At 64.2% G+C, this 17343-nt stretch carries 17 protein-coding genes; 14 read left to right on the top strand and 3 right to left on the bottom strand.

All coding sequences use genetic code 11. The features are described 5' to 3' along the window. Nucleotides 1-109: 109 nt before the first annotated feature. The gene (gene mshA / locus AB0323_RS15945; RefSeq protein ID WP_366178185.1) at nt 110-1354 is read right to left on the bottom strand and encodes a D-inositol-3-phosphate glycosyltransferase; all 1245 of its coding nucleotides are present in this window, start codon (nt 1352-1354) and stop codon (nt 110-112) included. A gap of 148 nt (nt 1355-1502) precedes the next feature. Between mshA and AB0323_RS15940 the strand changes: the two genes are divergently transcribed. The 7 genes from AB0323_RS15940 to tsaD all read left to right on the top strand — a co-directional run bounded on the left by AB0323_RS15940 (nt 1503) and on the right by tsaD (nt 7355). After that, on the top strand, nt 1503-2033 hold the full coding sequence (locus tag AB0323_RS15940) for a GNAT family N-acetyltransferase (protein WP_366178184.1): 531 nt from the start codon (nt 1503-1505) through the stop codon (nt 2031-2033). Between the two features lie 40 nt (nt 2034-2073). Beyond that, the gene (locus AB0323_RS15935; RefSeq protein ID WP_366178183.1) at nt 2074-3180 is read left to right on the top strand and encodes a carbohydrate kinase family protein; all 1107 of its coding nucleotides are present in this window, start codon (nt 2074-2076) and stop codon (nt 3178-3180) included. A 93-nt stretch (nt 3181-3273) separates the two neighbouring features. Continuing rightward, nucleotides 3274-4479: an alanine racemase gene (alr, locus tag AB0323_RS15930; RefSeq protein WP_366178182.1), complete on the top strand. Its 1206-nt coding sequence runs from the start codon at nt 3274-3276 to the stop codon at nt 4477-4479. 26 nt (nt 4480-4505) lie between these two features. Next, nucleotides 4506-5075 (top strand): tRNA (adenosine(37)-N6)-threonylcarbamoyltransferase complex ATPase subunit type 1 TsaE, encoded by a 570-nt coding sequence (tsaE, locus tag AB0323_RS15925; protein WP_366178193.1) that lies wholly within the window; start codon nt 4506-4508, stop codon nt 5073-5075. Next, the gene (gene tsaB / locus AB0323_RS15920) at nt 5075-5746 is read left to right on the top strand and encodes a tRNA (adenosine(37)-N6)-threonylcarbamoyltransferase complex dimerization subunit type 1 TsaB (RefSeq protein ID WP_366178181.1); all 672 of its coding nucleotides are present in this window, start codon (nt 5075-5077) and stop codon (nt 5744-5746) included. The genes tsaE and tsaB overlap by 1 nt, the downstream gene beginning before the upstream one ends. After that, complete coding sequence (gene rimI / locus AB0323_RS15915) at nt 5743-6231, top strand: ribosomal protein S18-alanine N-acetyltransferase (RefSeq protein ID WP_366178180.1); 489 nt, start codon at nt 5743-5745, stop codon at nt 6229-6231. The genes tsaB and rimI overlap by 4 nt, the downstream gene beginning before the upstream one ends. Further along, complete coding sequence (tsaD, locus tag AB0323_RS15910) at nt 6228-7355, top strand: tRNA (adenosine(37)-N6)-threonylcarbamoyltransferase complex transferase subunit TsaD (protein ID WP_366178179.1); 1128 nt, start codon at nt 6228-6230, stop codon at nt 7353-7355. Before rimI ends, tsaD begins: the two co-directional genes overlap by 4 nt. 21 nt (nt 7356-7376) lie before the next feature. On the opposite strand, the gene AB0323_RS15905 is transcribed toward tsaD, so the two are convergent. Next, nucleotides 7377-8528: a glutamate--cysteine ligase gene (locus AB0323_RS15905; protein WP_364534931.1), complete on the bottom strand. Its 1152-nt coding sequence runs from the start codon at nt 8526-8528 to the stop codon at nt 7377-7379. 176 nt (nt 8529-8704) lie between these two features. On the opposite strand from AB0323_RS15905, the gene AB0323_RS15900 reads away from it, so the two are divergent. The 3 genes from AB0323_RS15900 to AB0323_RS15890 all read left to right on the top strand — a co-directional run bounded on the left by AB0323_RS15900 (nt 8705) and on the right by AB0323_RS15890 (nt 10923). Beyond that, nucleotides 8705-9865, top strand: coding sequence for a GTP-binding protein (locus AB0323_RS15900; protein WP_366178178.1), 1161 nt, complete (start codon nt 8705-8707; stop codon nt 9863-9865). Nucleotides 9866-9931: 66 nt separating this feature from the next. Next, nucleotides 9932-10054 (top strand): type B 50S ribosomal protein L36, encoded by a 123-nt coding sequence (gene ykgO / locus AB0323_RS15895; protein ID WP_184740519.1) that lies wholly within the window; start codon nt 9932-9934, stop codon nt 10052-10054. Between the two features lie 50 nt (nt 10055-10104). Further along, nucleotides 10105-10923: a shikimate 5-dehydrogenase gene (locus AB0323_RS15890; protein WP_366178177.1), complete on the top strand. Its 819-nt coding sequence runs from the start codon at nt 10105-10107 to the stop codon at nt 10921-10923. 23 nt (nt 10924-10946) lie between these two features. Here AB0323_RS15890 and AB0323_RS15885 read toward each other — a convergent pair whose 3' ends face one another. Then, the gene (locus AB0323_RS15885) at nt 10947-12185 is read right to left on the bottom strand and encodes a class I SAM-dependent methyltransferase (RefSeq protein WP_366178176.1); all 1239 of its coding nucleotides are present in this window, start codon (nt 12183-12185) and stop codon (nt 10947-10949) included. Between the two features lie 77 nt (nt 12186-12262). On the opposite strand from AB0323_RS15885, the gene AB0323_RS15880 reads away from it, so the two are divergent. From AB0323_RS15880 to AB0323_RS15865, 4 genes are all read left to right on the top strand, one after another. Continuing rightward, a complete protein-coding gene (locus tag AB0323_RS15880) occupies nt 12263-12673 on the top strand; it encodes a hypothetical protein (protein ID WP_364534919.1) in 411 nt (136 codons plus the stop codon). Between the two features lie 226 nt (nt 12674-12899). Continuing rightward, nucleotides 12900-13196: a co-chaperone GroES gene (groES, locus tag AB0323_RS15875; RefSeq protein WP_028265041.1), complete on the top strand. Its 297-nt coding sequence runs from the start codon at nt 12900-12902 to the stop codon at nt 13194-13196. Between the two features lie 87 nt (nt 13197-13283). Then, nucleotides 13284-14894 carry a chaperonin GroEL gene (groL, locus tag AB0323_RS15870; protein ID WP_366178175.1) on the top strand — a complete coding sequence of 537 codons (1611 nt, stop codon included), beginning with the start codon at nt 13284-13286 and terminating at the stop codon, nt 14892-14894. Nucleotides 14895-15144: 250 nt separating this feature from the next. Next, nucleotides 15145-17199, top strand: a complete 2055-nt coding sequence (locus tag AB0323_RS15865) for an acyltransferase family protein (RefSeq protein ID WP_366178174.1) — start codon at nt 15145-15147, stop codon at nt 17197-17199. The last annotated feature ends 144 nt before the right edge of the window (nt 17200-17343 follow it).

The raw sequence follows: 17343 nt of genomic DNA, 5'->3' as shown, positions 1-17343 counted from the left end.
CGTGAGCGAGGGTTTGGGGGAGGGGGCCCATAGGTGAGCGGGCGTCGTCGGGAGGGGGCCCATAGGTGAGCGGGCGTCGTCGGGATTGGGCTCATAGGTGAGCGAGGGTCTAGCTTGGGCGGACGAGGACAGCACCGATGGCTGCGTGGTAGCTCTCGAGCGCGAACGCCGCCGTCCTCTGCCAGCCGAAGGCCTCGGCGTGCACGGCGGCGGCACGGCCCATGTCTTCGCGGGTCCGGGGATCGTCGTACAGGGCTTCGATGACATCGGCCCAGCGGGAGGGATTGTGGCCGTCAACCAAAATACCGGTCCGTCCGTCGGCAACGGCGCGGGACAGGCCGCCAACATTGGTGGCCACCACCGGAGTGCCGCAGGCCTGCGCCTCAAGGGCAACGAGCCCGAACGATTCGCTGAAGGATGGCATCACAACGACGTCGGCTGAACGGAACCAGCCCGCCAGCTTCGGCGCCTTGACCGGCGCACGGTGCGTTACGACGTCGTCGAGCCCAGCGGCCGTGATGAAGGACTGCAGATTGAAGTCCTTGGCGCCGCTCAGGGCGCCCAGGATGGTCAGTTCGAGGTCGATGTCGGGCCGCCTCTTGCGGAGGATGCCAACGGCTTGGATGAATACCTGCGGGCCTTTGAGCCGCTGGATGCGTCCGGCGAAGAGCAGGTGGAAACTACCGGGCCGCACGCCAAGCTCGGCGCGGGACCGGGCGCGGAACGCCGGGGTGAACACGGTGAGGTCAACTCCGGGCGGAGCGATGTCTATGCGGTCGAAATCGGCGTTGTAGTGCGATACGAGCTCTTGGGCCTCGGCGGGAGTGTTGGCCACGAGTCGAGTGGCTCCATCCACGATCCTCTGTTCGCCGTCTTCGCGTAGGCGCGGTTCGGGCCGCTCGCCGGATTCGAGCACGAGGTTTTTGACCTTCGCCATGGTGTGCATCGTGTGGATCAACGGCACGTTCCACAATGCGGAGAGTTCAAGGCCGGCAACGCCGGACACCCAATAGTGCGAATGGATGGCGTCGTAACGGCCGTGCGGTTGCCGTTGCCGGATCCTCTCGATTTCGGCAACCATGGTGTGGAGGAGCTCGGGAAGTTCCTCCTTGGGCAGTTTCCGGGGCGGGCCCGCCAGGACGTTATGGACACAGACACCGGGACCGGGATGTTCGACGGCGGGCTGCCCGGCCGACGTCGAACGCGTGAAGATCTCTACCTCCACGCCAAGATCCGCCAGTGCCATGGCCAGTGCGCGGACGTAGACATTCATGCCGCCGGCATCCCCCGAACCCGGCTGCTCCATGGGCGAAGTGTGGAGTGACAGGAAGGCTACGCGACGGATCAACGACACCGCTACCTCCTGTATCCAACGCAATTCCACGAGCCCCGCAAAGCGAAAATCCTCTGCGTCCCAGCGAAAACACTACTCCTGACCTCCCTCGCACTGCAGCCGGCCCAACAAGGCCATCAGTGCAGGGCGGGCTGGTACCGTAACGGAGGTGAGCCATTCAACCAGCGAAGCAGGAACGTCGGCAGCCGCTAGCTACGAGATCCGGCCCGCCCGGGCAAGCGACTGGCCCGGAATCTGGGCGGTCCTGGAACCGGTGATCCGGGCAGGGGAGACCTTTACCTGGGACCGCGACACTTCCGAAGAGGCTGCCCGGCGCAAATGGTTCAAGGAAGCCCCCGGCCTGACCTTTGTGGCAGTGCGCGACGGCGAAGTGCTGGGTACCGGGGAACTGCACGCCAACCAGGGCGGCGGCGGAAGCCATGTGGCCAACGCCGGCTACATGGTCCATGCCGATCACGGCGGGCAGGGAATCGCTCGAGCACTTTGTGCCTATTCCTTGGTTGCTGCCCGGGATGCCGGGTTCAGGGCGATGCAGTTCAACGCCGTCGTCGAAAGCAACGTCCGCGCGGTGGGCTTGTGGCAGTCCATGGGCTTCCGTATCTTGGCGACCATCCCCGAGGCCTTCCAGCATCCGACCCTTGGCTACGTGGGGCTGCACGTGATGTACCAGGAACTCTGAGAGCTATGCACAATCGTGGCCGCGGCGTAGTCTGCCGTGCATGGACGCAACGCCCAGGACGCGATTCGACCCCCTTGCCGCTATCCGGGGGGATGTGCAGGCGGACGGACCCGATTCAGGCTGCGATCTCCTTCTGACAGGCACCGTGTTCCAGGACATTATCTTTACCGGCCTGGACCGCAGCCCGGAACCGGGTACCGAAGTGTGGAGCCAAGGCATGGGGAGCTGCCCCGGCGGCGTGGCCAACCAAGCCATCGCGGCTGCCCGGCTTGGGTTGAGGACCAGCCTCGCTGCGGCGTTCGGCGACGACGGGTACGGGGACTTCAACTGGCGGATCCTGGAAAGCCAGGAGCACGTGGACCTCTCCCTGTCCAGGCGGTTCGAGGGCTGGCATTCTCCTGTCACAGTCTCCTTGTGCGTCGATCAGGATCGTTCCATGGTCACTCATGGGCATCCCTCGCCCATGAGCGCGTCCGAACTGATTGGCGATCCGCCCAAAGCGCTCGCAGCCGTCGCGGATCTCGGCGAGGAGCCGGAGCCCTGGATGCTGGCGGCGAGGAAGGCGGGCGTCAAACTCTTCGGCGACGCCGGATGGGATCCGACCGGAGTGTGGTCCTCGAAGCGGCTGGACCAGCTCAGCAATTTCCACGCCTTCATGCCGAACCAGCGGGAGGCGATGGCCTTCACCGGCAAGGACAACCCCTGGTCTGCGCTCTACACGCTGGCCGACCGCGTCCCGGTGGCTGTAGTGACGCTGGGAGCGCAGGGAGCCATGGCCGTGGATTCCGAAACCGGCGAGGAGGAGTGGGTGCCATCGCTTCCCGTGACGGCGTACGACCCCACGGGAGCGGGGGACTGCTTCGGTGCGGCGTTTGTTGTGGGCTGCCTGGCCCGATGGCCATTGGGTGACCGGCTCCGTTTTGCCAATCTTTGCGCCTCGCTGGCGGTACAGGAAGTGGGTGGCTCGCTGGCTGCACCTGGTTGGGGAGACATCGCCGATTGGTGGCAGCGAGCGAACGCCCGGAGGGAGCGGCAGTCCAGCCAGTGGCTCAAACGGTTCGCTTTCCTCGAGGACATTGTGGCGGATGTCCCGCCCGGGGCCCAACGTCGTGCAACAGCGACGATCGCCCACAACTCGGACGCCTGAGCCACGCTCACCCCGCCGGACAAGCCGCTCACGCGAGTCAGCCCGCTCACCGCGAGTCAACCCGATCGCCGTCGCGGCACTAGAATCGTGAGGGTGACTTACGAAGCAGCTGCCAGTTTCGAGCCCTCGACGACATCGGGTTCGGCAACGGTCCTCGAACGATCAGCCGTCATCGACTTGGACGCCATCCGGCACAACGTTCGCCAATTCGTGGCTATCGCCTCACCCGCAAACGTCATGGCCGTGGTCAAGGCCGACGCATATGGGCACGGCGCGGTGCAGGTAGCCCGCGCGGCACTTGAAGCCGGCGCCCGATGGCTTGGTGTTGCCCATATTTCGGAGGCCTTGACCCTGCGCGCGGCTGGAATTGATGCTCCCATGCTGGCTTGGCTGCACACCACCCAAAGCAACTTCCAGGCGGCAGTCGCCGCCGGCGTCGACGTTGGGATATCCGGCTGGGAACTGGACGCGGTGGTCGCCGCGGCACGCGAACAGGAACGACCCGCCCGCATCCATCTCAAGGTGGACACCGGCCTGGGCCGCAACGGCTCCACGATCGCCCAATGGGACAAACTGGTGGGCCAGGCTATGGAGTACCAGGACGAGGGCCTCCTGCGCGTCGTGGGCATCTTCTCGCACTTGGCCGTGGCCGATGAACCGCACCGTCCCGAGACCGATGAGCAGTTGGCGGCTTTCCGGGAAGCAATTGCCGTGGCCGAGGACGCCGGGGTGGACACCGAAGTCCGGCATCTGGCCAATACGCCCGCCACGCTTTCCCGCCCGGATGCCCATTTCGACCTCGTCCGCGTGGGGCTCGGGCTTTACGGACTGTCCCCCTTCGAAGGACAAATCTCCGCGGAACTTGGCCTCCGTCCCGCCATGACGGTCCGCACCCTCGTTTCCAACTGCAAGCGGGTGCCCGAAGGACAGGGGGTGTCCTACGGGCTCAACTACCGGACGTCGAGCGAGAGCGCCTTGGGCCTGATCCCGCTGGGTTATGCCGACGGCGTGCCGCGCGTCGCCACCGGCGGGCCGGTGCGGGTCAACGGGGTCAACTACCCCGTTGTGGGCCGGATCGCCATGGACCAGATGGTCATCGACCTTGGGAACGCTGTGACGGACGAAGCCGGCTGGCTCGGTGCCGAAGCCGTCATGTTTGGTGACGGCGCCGACGGCGGCCCGACGGCGGAAGACTGGGCCGCCGCCGCGGGGACCAACAACTATGAGATTGTCACCCGCATCAGCCCGCGCGTCCCGCGCATCTACATCAACGAGACCCCGGGGGCGGATGCCCGGTGAGCGGGGCCCCGATTGACAAAATCCCGTTGAAAGAGGCGTTGTGGGAACGGACCGTCAAAGTCGCGACGGCGGAGCAGACGCACGCTTTGGGCTCGGCGCTCGCAGGGGTCCTTGAGCCGGGTGACTTGCTGGTCCTGACAGGCGAACTCGGCGCCGGCAAGACTACTTTCACCCAGGGACTCGGCGAAGGACTGGGCGTCCGTGCCGGTGTCATCTCACCCACGTTTGTCCTGGTGCGGATCCACCCCAACCTGCCGGACGGGCCGCGCCCCGGCGGCCCTGACCTGGTCCACGTTGATGCGTACCGGCTGGCATCAGCTGCCGAAATCGACGACATCGACCTCGAAAACACCATGGACAACTCCGTGACAGTGGTCGAGTGGGGGCGCGAGCGCGTGGAACACCTTTCGGATAGCCGCCTGGACATCGAGATGCACCGGACGGTGGGCGGCGCGGCGGCAACCCGGCCGGAAGCTGGCCAGGATGCCGTGTTGGATTTCGACCCGGAGGACGACGACGAACCCCGCACCATCGTTTTCCGCGGCTTTGGCCCTCGCTGGAGCGCCGTGCCCGAAATACTGGAGGAGAGCGCCTGATGCTGATCCTGGCCATTGATACTTCGGCCGTGGCGAGTGCGGCACTCATCTCGGACGACGCCATCGAGGGTGTCGTGGAGTCCTTCGCCACGGAGGACACCCGCAGCCATGCCGAAGTTCTGGCGCCCGGGATTGAGAAGCTTCTGGCCGACGCCGGAGTGAGCGGCGCGGACATCGACCTCATCGTCACAGGTGTTGGCCCCGGGCCGTTCACGGGCCTCCGTTCGGGGATCGCTACTGCCCGCACTTTGGCGTTTGCCTGGAACAAACCCCTTTTCGGTCTCATGAGCCTGGACGCGGTCGCATTGGAAGTGGCCGAATCAACCGAGGCGCAGGCCGAGTTCCTGGTGGCCACGGATGCCCGTCGCAAGGAGGTCTACTGGGCGCGCTACACGCTCAATGATGGCCAGCTACCGCAACTCGTGGACGGTCCGCACGTCGGGTTCGCCTCGGAGCTGCCCGATCTCCCGGTCTTCGGTGCCGGCGGCGGCATTTACGCGGACGTCGTCGACGCGAACGAGGAATTCAGCACCACCCAGCCCGACGCGGCCTCGTTGGGCCAGTTCGCCATGGCCCTCCTTGCGGCCGGCGCGGAACTGCCGGATTCCACTCCGTTGTATTTGCGGGAATCCGACGCGCAAGTGCCTGGCCCTAGGAAGCGTGCCCTGTGAACCCCTCGTACCAGTTCAAGCTCGACGGCGTGACCTTGCGCGACATGACCGCCGACGACGTCACCGCCGTCGAGGTACTCGAACGTCGGCTTTTCCCGGTGGACGCGTGGCCGATGCAGATGTTCTTCGATGAACTTGCCCAGGTTGATACCCGCCGCTATGTGGTGGCCGAAGCTGACGGGCAGATTGTGGCCTACGCCGGGCTCATGTGCATCGAACCGATCGCGGACGTGCAGACGATCGCCGTCGTGCCCGAATTCGAAGGCAGGGGAATCGGCTCCGCCATCCTCACGGAACTGATCGAAGAGGCCCGGCGGCGCGGCGCGGTGGAAGTGCTCCTGGAGGTCCGCGAGGACAATCCACGGGCGCAGGCACTCTACGTGCGGTTCGGCTTCGAGCAGATCCATGTCCGTCGGCGGTACTACCGCGACGGCACGGACGCCCTCATCATGAGGCTGACATTGACTGAAGGAACACCGGCATGAACCAACCCGGCCACGCGAACCAACCCGCCACCGTCCAGCCGCTCGTGCTCGGGATCGAGTCCTCCTGCGACGAGACCGGCGTCGGGATTGTCCGGGGCACCACCCTGCTGACCAACACCGTGTCCTCTTCGATGGATGAGCATGTCCGTTTTGGCGGCGTCATTCCGGAGATCGCTTCCCGTGCTCACTTGGACGCCTTCGTGCCCACGCTGCAGGAGGCCCTGCACGAGGCCGGTGTGACGCTGGAAGACATCGACGCCATCGCCGTGACCTCCGGACCTGGCTTGGCAGGGGCGCTCATGGTGGGTGTCTGTGCGGCCAAGGCCCTCTCTGTTGCCACGGGCAAGCCGCTCTACGCGATCAACCACTTGGTGGCGCATGTCGGCGTCGGGCTCCTTGACGGCGCCGCCGGCGGCACTGGAGGGCTCGGTTCGGGCTGTCGGCTGCCGGAAAATCTCGGTGCGTTGCTGGTTTCGGGAGGGCATACGGAAATCCTGCGCATCCGCAGCATCACCGACGACGTCGAGATGCTCGGCTCCACGATCGACGACGCCGCAGGGGAGGCCTACGACAAAGTGGCGAGGCTCCTGGGCCTTGGCTACCCGGGCGGACCGGCCATCGACAGACTCGCCAAGCAAGGCAACGCCAAGGCCATCCGCTTTCCGCGCGGCTTGACGCAACCGAAGTACATGGGAACCGCGGAGGAGCCGGGACCGCATCGCTACGATTGGTCCTTCAGTGGGCTCAAGACCGCCGTCGCGCGCTGCGTTGAACAATTCGAAGCCCGCGGGGAGGACGTTCCCGTTGCCGATATCGCCGCCGCATTCCAGGAAGCCGTAGTGGACGTCATCACGTCCAAGGCTGTGCTGGCCTGCAAGGAGAACGGCATCACCGATCTTCTGCTGGGCGGCGGAGTTGCAGCCAATTCCCGGCTCCGTGAGCTCACGGGTCAACGCTGCGACGCGGCGGGCATCACCTTGCACGTGCCGCCGCTGTCACTGTGCACCGACAACGGTGCCATGGTCGCTGCCTTGGGCTCGCAGCTCATCATGGCGGGAATCGGTCCCAGCGGCGTCGCGTTCGCTCCGGATTCCTCCCTGCCGGTGACCACGGTTTCTGTGTAGGCGGAGGAACCCGGCCGGACGCTATGCGGTCGGAACGGACCGCATTTGCTGCACAAGATCCTGCACGACCGCGTGAAGATCGCCGTCGTGCTGGGCGGCGACGCGGCGCTGGCGCTGGTAGCCTGCTCCGCGGGCGATGATCTTTTCGACGTCGGCCAGTTCCGCCGAGCACCCGAGCTTCTCCGCGACAGGCGCCAGGCGCAGCAGCGTTTCCTTCAGATGCTCAGTGACAAGCTGCTCGTTGCCTTCGGCATCGAGGATGATGATCGCGTCCATGCCGTAACGGGCGGCGCGCCACTTGTTTTCCTGGATGTGCCATGGCGGCATGGTCGGAATGCTGCCGCCGTTGTCCAGGATCGTTGAGAACTCGTCCACGAGGCATTGGGTCAGGGCCGCAACAGCGCCGACTTCCTCAAGGGTGGCCAGGCCGTCGCAAATGCGCATTTCGATCGTGCCCAGATTCGGCACGGGCCGGATATCCCAGCGGATTTCGGACAGGGTGTCGATCACCCCGGTAGTGAACATGTCCTGGACATAGGACTCGTATTCGGCCCAGCTGGGGAACTGGAAAGGCAGCCCTGCCGTGGGCAGTTGCTGGAACATGAGCGCGCGTTGTGACGCATAACCGGTGTCTTCGCCGCCCCAGAACGGGCTCGAGGCGGACAACGCCTGGAAATGGGGAAAGTAGTTGACCAGTCCATCGAGGATAGGGAGCGCCTTGTCCCTGCGGTCCAGGCCGACGTGGACGTGGACTCCGTAGATGACCATTTGCCGTCCCCACCATTGGGTGCGGTCGATCAGCTTGGCGTAGCGTTCTTTGTCCGAGACCGGCTGAAGCTGCGGCGGGCTGAAGGGATGGCTTCCGGCGCAGAAAAGCTCCACACCCATGGGGTCGGTGACTTCCCTGACGGCCTGAAGCGAGCGGGCCAGGTCTTCCTTGGCTTCCTTGACGGTGTTGCACACGCCTGTGACGAGTTCCACGGTGTTCAGGAGCAATTCCCGCTTGATGTGCGGATGTTCGTCGTCTTCGTTCAAGTCCGGATGCCGCGATGCCACGCCCCGGAGGACCTCATTGGCGACCGAGACCAATTCGCCGGTGCGTGCGTTGACGAGCGCGAGCTCCCATTCCACCCCCAGGGTCGACTGCCTGGATGAAGCGAAATCAATCTGCACGTGGGTCCCCTCGGTATTTGCCAAAAACGCCCTGAGCAATGCCCGCCGTGGGGCCGTCAGCGGTTGGCTCAAGTCTAATGCAGGGGCGGTACGGTACCGCATGATGGGACCGCGAGGTAAAAAGGAGAACTAAAGCCATTTGCTAATGAGAATGATTTGCATATAAGATAACCGGCATGCATCTTACTGTTGTCAGCTCACTGGACAGTCAATGCCGCGAAGCGGCCACCACCAGGCTTGGGCGGACCCACCGCGATTCGGTGGTGGTCCTGCACGACCTCCTGGACGGCTCCATCGTCCTGCGAAGGATCTTCCGCAAGGGTGAACTGGTGGAGCAGGCGCAAACCGCTTTGGAACACGGCTGCCTCAGCTGTACTGTCCGCCTCGATGTTGTCCCGACGGCGGAACGCCTCGCGTCCTCCGGCCACGACCACATCGTCCTGGGCCTGCCGCCCGGGGTCTCCGTGGACATGGCGGTGGCCGAACTCAAGCGCGGGCTGGAACGGCCCGCCGTCATCGACAACGCCGTGTTGGCAATCGATCCCTCCGGGCTGGAAGACCACATCTGGGACAAGCACACGCTGTATGAATCCGGCTTCACGGCCATGCCGGAGGATGAGCGCACCAGCGGAGAGTTTCTCATCGGGGAATTGGGCCATGCGGACACCGTCATGGTGCATGCCGGTCTTGGGGCAGAGCTGGCGGGCTTGCGTCCGGACTCAAGCGAGGACTGGACCCTGGGGCTGGAACTGCTCGGGCAGCTTGCGCCGCACGCCGCCGTTTCCGCGGGCGACGACGACTTCCGGCCCGGCTGCTACGACGGCGCCGAGGCTCTGGCCAGGGTTCGTCGTGGTTCCGTGAGGGTTCCGCTCGAGGAGGAGTCGGGGCGTTTCCGGACTGTGCTCCACAAAGTGGAGCGTCCGCTTCATCCACGACGGTTCCAGGAGGCGCTACCCAAGCTGGCCGAGGGATGCCACTGGATGCGGGGCCGTTTGTGGATTGCCTCGGCGGCCAAGGTGCGGATCGCGGTGCAGGGAATCGGGCCGCGCGTCTGGCTCGAGGGCACAGGCGAGTGGCTCGCGGACGCGGGCAACGGCCCTGTCCTCGCCGGTAAGGGCCTGGAACAAGGAAAGGGCCTCCCCGACGTCGACGCCGTCCTTGACTGGCATCCCCGCTTCGGCGACCGGGGCACGGTGCTGGCCGTGACCGGACGAGGGGAAGATCTCGACGACGCCGAAATCCGGGCACTCCTGGACGGATGCGCGCTGAGCGAAGCAGAGATGAGGCTCGGCTTCGCCGGACTCGAGGACCCCTTTGAACTCGAATCCACCCTTTAGCCGAGCTCCAGCTCCGGTGGAACAAAACCGCAATCAAACAAGTCAAAACCCGAGAAGGAGAACCCCATGAAAGTCAGGAATTCGCTGCGTGCCCTCAAGAAGATCCCCGGCGCGCAAGTCGTCCGCCGGCGCGGCCGCACCTTTGTCATCAACAAGCTGAATCCTCGCTTCAAGGCGCGCCAAGGCTAGCTCCCCGTCTAGGCTGGGCAGAGAACCCGCTACGCGAAGGAAGTCCCGTTATGCCGATCCTCAATAAAGACATGACGCTCTGTATTTCTCTCTCTGCCCGGCCGAGCAACAACGGAACGCGTTTCCACAACTTCCTTTACGAAGCGCTCGGCCTGAACTGGATCTACAAGGCCTTCGCTCCCACCGACCTCCAGAATGCGATCGCCGGTGTTCGCGGCCTGGGCATCCGCGGCTGCGCCGTCTCGATGCCCTACAAGGAAGATGTCATCGCCTTGGTTGACCGCATGGACGCTTCGGCGGCCGCTATTGACTCGGTCAACACGATCGTGAACGACGCCGGCGTACTGACGGCGTACAACACGGACTACACCGCGATCGCGCAGTTGATCGAGCGCAACGCGATCGACCCGGCGTCCTCGGTTCTGCTCCGTGGTTCCGGGGGCATGGCCAAGGCAACCGCGGCTGCCTTCCGCGACGCCGGCTTCTCCCGCGTTACCGTGGTTGCCCGGAACGAAGAGTCCGGGCGGTCCCTTGCCGGGCTCTACGGCTTCGGCTGGCAGGCCGACATAGGGGAGTCGACGGCGGACGTGCTCGTCAACGTGACCCCGATCGGCATGTCCGGCGGACCTGACTCCGGCTCACTGTCCTTCCCCGAAGAGGCGGTGGCGGCCGCGCACGTGGTGTTCGACGTCGTCGCCCTCCCTGCAGAGACGCCGCTCATCAAGGCCGGCCGTGCGGCAGGAAAGACCGTGATCAGCGGCGCTGAAGTGGCCACCATCCAGGCACTCGAACAGTTTGTGCTCTACACGGGCATTACACCGACACCGGAGCAAGTGGCCGCGGCCGAGGAGTTCACGCGCGCCCAATAGGGCGCCGCGGTCCAGGGTCCAGCTCAGGCGGCCGCTACCGGCTCCACCACAACAGCCACCTTTTCCTCGCCGATCCTCGTGAGGACCAGGGTGGCTGTTTTGCTGCCGCGGGATTTTGCCGGGCCCTTTCCGGGCGGCAGCAATTGTTTCCGCAGCTCTTCGGGGGTAACGGAGGTGCCCCGCTTCTTGATGTCGAGGACGCCGATGCTGTTGGCCTTCACCCAGGCCTTGAGGGCCTTGACGTTCAGCGGCATGACTTCCAGGACTTTGTAGGCGCGGGCGAACGGGGTCTCCACCAGTTCCGGAGCGCAGATATAGGCAATGTGGTGGTCCACCAGGTGGCCGCCGAGCCGGAGCGCGACGTCGGCCACCAGGCCCGCGCGGATCACTGCGCCGTCCGGTTCGTACAGGTATCCTTCCACGGGCCCGACGCCGGGCACCGGGCCGCCGTCGAAATCTTCGCCGCTGGTGATCTCTGCCGCGCCCTGCGGCCCGAGCACAAGGGCAGCGCGGCGGATGCCCGGGCGGGAGACGTCATTGAACCACAGCGTTACTTCCGTGACGTCCCCTCCCACCGAAACCCACTGTGCCTCGCAGCCGGCCGGAACCGAATCATGTGGCATCCCCGGGCCCATCTTGACCCCCACGGACCTGCCGGTGGCGGCCAATGATTCAACGAAGGACAACGGCGGCGAGAACGCCTCCGGGTCCCAGATCCGTGTGGTTCCCGACGACGACGTCGTGCGGCGCGCCGGATCGAGCCACACGCCGTCGACCCCGTCGAGGGGCACCGACGTGGCGTCGGAATGCACCACCGTTGCGTGCGGGAAGGACATGAGGTTGATCGTGGCGCACGCTGCGGTGGTCTCGTCGAGTTCCACGGCGGTGACCTTGATGTCCATGGAGGCCATGGCCATGGAGTCGGCTCCAAGCCCGCAGCCCAGGTCCGCGACGTGCTGCGTGCCCGCCTTGGCGAAGCGTTCGGCATGCCTGGCTGCGACATTGAGCCGGGTGGCCTGTTCCAGGCCGGCCTGGGTGAAGAGCATTTGCCGGGCGAATTCGCCGAACTTGGCCTCGGCCCGGGTGCGGAGCCTGGACTGGGTGAGGACGGCGGCCACGAGCGCGGGGGAGTGGCCGTCCTTGCGCAGGCGCGCATTGAGGGCGAAGGCTTCGCCATCGCGGTACGGTCCCAAGGACGCCAGCAGCTCCCAACCTTCCGTTGTCAGCAAGGGGGCAATCTGGTCCGGGGATGTGTCAGCCATGGGAACTAGCCTAGTGCTCGCCGGTGATACGGGGTCGGGAGGGATCCGGGACCGCTCGGGCCGATAGGGTTGATGCCATGGAAGACAACCCAGTACGCCAGCCTGACGACGCCAATGGTTCTCCCTCTGCCCCCGATAAACGTCCCTTCGCCGGAAATCTTTCCAAGTATGCCCGCCCTGCGCTCATCGTGGGTGCTTTGATTGCCATTGTCTGCATCGCGCTCTTGATCATTATTTTCTTCCTCGACTCTTTCAACGCCGCCACCTACTCCATGACCGGAAAGAGCGTCCAGGATGCCACGGATGAAGCCCGGGACATCCGTGACAGCTACACCGGTGCCCGCATCGGGGCGATCGTCGGGCTGGTGGTGTTCGGCGTCGTCGCGCTCGCCAGCGGCGTAGTCCTCTACCTGAACCGCGGAACCGGACCGAAAGAAGAGTACGACGACGGCGAGGACGTCGACTTCGACGACCTCGCCGGGCAATGAGCTACTTGACCCGGAAGCTGCCCCTTTGGACGTTCACCCACGACGGAATTCTGGCACTCGCCTTGACCGAGTGCTAATGCTTACATAGAGTCTTGATTAGCACTCTCCCTAGGCGGGTGCTAATCATGCCGCCAGGCAACTTACCGGCACCGCGACGACGGTAAGCCCGCCACGGCACCCCTGGTTTGATAGTCCATGTACTACCTCACGTAAAGGAGAGATCCGAGTGTCGGTCTCCATTAAGCCTCTCGAGGATCGCATTGTTGTCCGCCCGCTCGAAGCAGAGCAGACCACGGCTTCCGGCCTGGTCATCCCGGACACTGCACAGGAAAAGCCGCAGGAAGGCGAAGTTGTTGCAGTTGGCCCCGGCCGCTTTGATGACAACGGCAACCGCGTGCCCGTCGACGTAACCGTTGGCGACGTCGTCATCTACTCCAAGTACGGCGGAACTGAAGTCAAGACCGGCGGCAACGAATACCTCGTTCTGTCCGCCCGCGACGTTCTGGCGATCGTCGTTAAGTAATTCCCCTGGATCCCGCATCGCAGATCGGGTCGGACTTCTTCCGGTCGGATCAGCGGTGCGGGTTTTCCGTCTTGAAAGGACACAACCATGGCAAAGCAGCTTGCGTTTAACGACGCTGCCCGTCGCTCGCTCGAAGCAGGCATTGACAAGCTCGCCAACACCGTCAAGGTCACCCTTGGCCCGCGCGGCCGCAACGTCGTTCTGGACAAGAAGTGGGGAGCTCCCACTATCACCAACGACGGTGTGACGATCGCCCGCGAAGTCGAACTCGACGACCCGTATGAGAACCTTGGTGCACAGCTGGCCAAGGAAGTCGCCACGAAGACCAATGATGTCGCAGGCGACGGCACCACCACGGCCACCGTGCTGGCACAGGCCCTCGTCAAGGAAGGCCTGCGCAACGTTGCCGCCGGAGCCGCTCCTGGCGAAATCAAGCGCGGCATCGAGGTTTCCGTGCGGGCCGTGGCTGCCCGCCTCCTGGAGAACGCCCGCGAAGTAGAAGGCACCCAGGTTGCCAGCGTTGCCGCGATCTCCGCCCAGAGCGATGAGGTTGGCGAGCTCCTCGCCGAGGCTTTCGACAAGGTCGGCAAGGATGGTGTCATCACCATCGAAGAGTCCTCCACCACGCAGACCGAACTGGTCCTCACCGAAGGCATGCAGTTCGACAAGGGCTACCTGTCCCCGTACTTCGTCACTGACGCGGAACGCCAGGAAGCCGTTCTGGAAGACGCGCTCATCCTGATCAACCAGGGCAAGATCTCCGCGCTGCAGGAATTCCTGCCGCTCCTCGAGAAGGCCCTGCAGGCTGCCAAGCCGCTCTTCATCATTGCCGAGGACATCGACGGCGAGGCACTGTCCACGCTGATCGTGAACCGTATCCGTGGCACCCTGAACGTCGTTGCCGTCAAGGCTCCGGGCTTCGGCGACCGCCGCAAGGCCATGCTGCAGGACATTGCCACCCTGACCGGCGCACAGGTTGTCTCCCCGGAGCTCGGCCTGTCCCTGGACCAGGTTGGCCTCGAGGTCCTCGGCAGCGCCCGCCGGATCACTGTCACGAAGGACAACACCACCATCGTTGACGGCGCCGGCACTCCTGAGGATGTCGCAGCACGCGTCGCCCAGATCCGTGCCGAGCTGACCCGCACGGACTCCGACTGGGACCGGGAAAAGCTGCAGGAAAGGCTTGCAAAGCTGGCAGGCGGCATCGGCGTCATCAAGGTCGGCGCAGCCACCGAGGTCGAGCTCAAGGAAAAGAAGCACCGTATCGAGGACGCAGTGTCCTCCACGCGTGCTGCCCTTGAAGAAGGCATCGTCTCCGGCGGTGGATCCGCCCTCATCCACGCCCTCAAGGCTCTGGACGAGGACGCTGCCGTCAAGGCACTGGAAGGCGACGCGGCTGCCGCCGTCGGCATCGTCCGCCGCGCCTTGACCCAGCCCCTTCGCTGGATCGCCCAGAACGCCGGCTTCGACGGCTACGTCGTGGTTGCCAAGGTTGCCGAGCTGGAAGACAACCACGGCTTCAACGCGAAGTCCGGAGCGTACGAGGACCTGATCGCCGCAGGCGTGATCGACCCCGTCAAGGTCACCCGCTCCGCGCTCCAGAACGCCGCGTCCATCGCAGCCTTGGTTCTCACCACCGAGACCCTGGTTGTCGAGAAGCCGGCCGAGGAAGACGAGCACGCAGGCCACAGCCACTAATACTGGTTGATCGATGCAGGAGGCCCGGTCCCCTTTTGGGGGCCGGGCCTCCTGCATGTGCGCTGGGGCCGGATGACCACCGGATGCCGGCTGTACGGCATGGAGGATTGACCCGGAAAACGCTCCGGAAGCTCCCAGCCGCTTGTGTCCTAATGGATCGTAGGAAGTTGGTTGAACGCGGTCTCAATTGACGATGAACTTTTCGAATCAGTAGGGTAGACGGTTTGAGTAGCACCCTGGAGGCAAGACTTTGACAACCACGCGCCCGATTGCGCTGCGGCGAACTAGCGGCGAGATACAGAATTCGGCGCCTAAATCGACGTTCCGTCCTGAAATCCAGGGGCTTCGATCTGTTGCCGTCCTCATGGTTGTCACCTACCACATCTGGTTTGGCCGGGTCTCCGGCGGGGTGGATGTCTTCCTCCTGGTTTCGGCGTTCCTTATGACCTTGCAGTTCACGAGGCGGCATGCCGGCGGCCGGCAAACGGAACTGATCATGCACTATCTCCATCACTTCCGGCGGCTCTTGCCCGCAGCCGTCACGGTGATCGTTGGAACGCTGGCCGCCACCTACCTCTTCATGCCAGCCACCCGCTGGGTCGATACCATCAAGCAGGGTTGGGCTTCACTTTTCTACGTCGAGAACTTCCTGCTTCAGTCGCAGGCCGTCAACTACTACGCCGCGGATCACAGCCTGGCAAGTCCCTTACAGCATTTCTGGTCGCTGTCCATCCAAGGACAGGTCTTCATCGTCTGGCCAATCATCTTTGTGGGAGCGGGCTGGGTGGCCAGAAGGTTCAGGCTCGCGTACGTTCCACTCCTCTGTTACATCTTCGGGCTAATCTTCCTGGTTTCACTGGCGTACTCGGTCCTTTACACCGCTACGGACCAAGCGGCGGCGTACTTCTCGACCGCGGCCAGGCTTTGGGAATTTGCCCTTGGAACTCTTCTGGCCCTCTTCCTGCCTTCGCTGAAAATACCCAGGTTAACCAGGATCGTCCTTGGCTGGCTCGGCATCCTGGCGATGCTTAGCTGCGGGCTCATTCTGGACGTCGAGGGCGTCTTCCCCGGGTGGTTGGCTTTGTGGCCCACGCTGGCCGCCGCCTGTTTGCTTGCAGCGGGCCAGACCCAAAGCCGATTCGGAATCGACCGCATCCTCAGTTCCAAGCCACTGGTGCGGATGGGGAACAATTCGTACGCCCTCTACCTTTGGCACTGGCCCATGTTGGTCATCTATTTGGCTTGGTCCGGCAAGACCCACGCCGGCTGGTTGTCCGGCACAGTGATCATTGCCGGTGCTTTCCTCCTGGCTGTTCTGACCACCAGATTCATCGAGAAGCCGTTGCGGGAGTGGAGGTGGCCCGAGGCCAACCGACGCAGAAGCGTGATTTCGCTGGTTGCGGTGGGGACCGTGGCTATTCTTCCGTTGACGGGTTGGCCCTTGCAGATCGAGCAGACAAACCGTGCGCTGGTTGCAAACATGGATGCCCGCAACCCGGGAGCGGCAGCCGTGGGCGGAGACCTCGTGTACACCCCCGATCCGGGGGTGCCTTTGGTTCCAAGCATGACCGCAGTTGATGGTGACTGGCCGGTTTTCCCGACCCCCTGTAAAGGGACGGCGGACCCGCAGGAATTCGTCAACCGCTGCACCAACGGGATCAAGAACGGGACGAAAAGCGTGGTGGTCATGGGCAGTTCGCACGCCCATGTGCTGAACACGCCGCTGCTTTCGATGGCCGCAAAGAACAATTGGAGCCTGACGTCCATCACCAAGGGATATTGTCCGCTTGGCGAGGACACCGCGGCAGACATCACGCAGGCGTGCGTTGACTTCAACAAGGCCACGCTCGCGGAGGTCCTGAAGATGAAGCCGGATGTTGTGGTGACGACGAGTACACGCACCAATGCGCAGAGCAACATCCCGGAGCGGCTCGATCCTTCCTGGGTCACGGAGGTAAAGACGCTTAACGACGCCGGAATCGAAGTTGTTGCCTTCCGGGACACTCCACGCACAGCGCAACCGGTTCCGGCCTGCCTGGAGAAGAACCCCGGCGCATATGTTGCGTGCGGTTCCCAGCGTGCCGAAATCTACTCCGAAGATTCCCCGACGGGGGCGGTGGCCGCGGAAATGCCCGACACGAAATTCCTGGACCTCTCGAAGTATTTCTGCCCCGACGCGAATTGTCCGGCAGTGATCGGCAACGTGATGGTCTACAAGGACGACAACCACGTGACCGCCACATACATGAAGACCCTGACCCCATACTTCGAGAAGGCGTTCATGGCCGCGACCGGGTGGAGCTAAAGCCTGTCGAACGGCTCGACGGCGGCCGCCGGGTGCTGTTGCTCACATTGCCCTCGCGGAATATGGGGATCGGCGGCGAGGTTCTACTATTTATTCAGAACCTTTCTGCACAGGCCAGTCCCGTAATGACGGGCTGGTCATCAG

The sequence above is a fragment of the Arthrobacter sp. NPDC080031 genome (assembly GCF_040702485.1).
Taxonomy (GTDB): Bacteria; Actinomycetota; Actinomycetes; order Actinomycetales; family Micrococcaceae; genus Arthrobacter.
The sequence above is the reverse complement of the archived record's forward strand: the minus strand, read 5'-3'. Positions and strand labels throughout refer to the sequence as shown.

Excerpts from the sequence above, each read along its gene's own strand:
- groL (WP_366178175.1), top strand. The coding sequence starts at position 13,284 with ATGGCAAAGCAGCTTGCGTTTAACGACGCTGCCCGTCGCTCGCTCGAA.
- AB0323_RS15885 (WP_366178176.1), bottom strand. The coding sequence starts at position 12,185 with ATGGCTGACACATCCCCGGACCAGATTGCCCCCTTGCTGACAACGGAA.
- AB0323_RS15935 (WP_366178183.1), top strand. The coding sequence starts at position 2,074 with ATGGACGCAACGCCCAGGACGCGATTCGACCCCCTTGCCGCTATCCGG.
- AB0323_RS15900 (WP_366178178.1), top strand. The coding sequence starts at position 8,705 with ATGCATCTTACTGTTGTCAGCTCACTGGACAGTCAATGCCGCGAAGCG.
- tsaD (WP_366178179.1), top strand. The coding sequence starts at position 6,228 with ATGAACCAACCCGGCCACGCGAACCAACCCGCCACCGTCCAGCCGCTC.
- ykgO (WP_184740519.1), top strand. The coding sequence starts at position 9,932 with ATGAAAGTCAGGAATTCGCTGCGTGCCCTCAAGAAGATCCCCGGCGCG.
- AB0323_RS15890 (WP_366178177.1), top strand. The coding sequence starts at position 10,105 with ATGCCGATCCTCAATAAAGACATGACGCTCTGTATTTCTCTCTCTGCC.
- AB0323_RS15880 (WP_364534919.1), top strand. The coding sequence starts at position 12,263 with ATGGAAGACAACCCAGTACGCCAGCCTGACGACGCCAATGGTTCTCCC.
- tsaB (WP_366178181.1), top strand. The coding sequence starts at position 5,075 with ATGCTGATCCTGGCCATTGATACTTCGGCCGTGGCGAGTGCGGCACTC.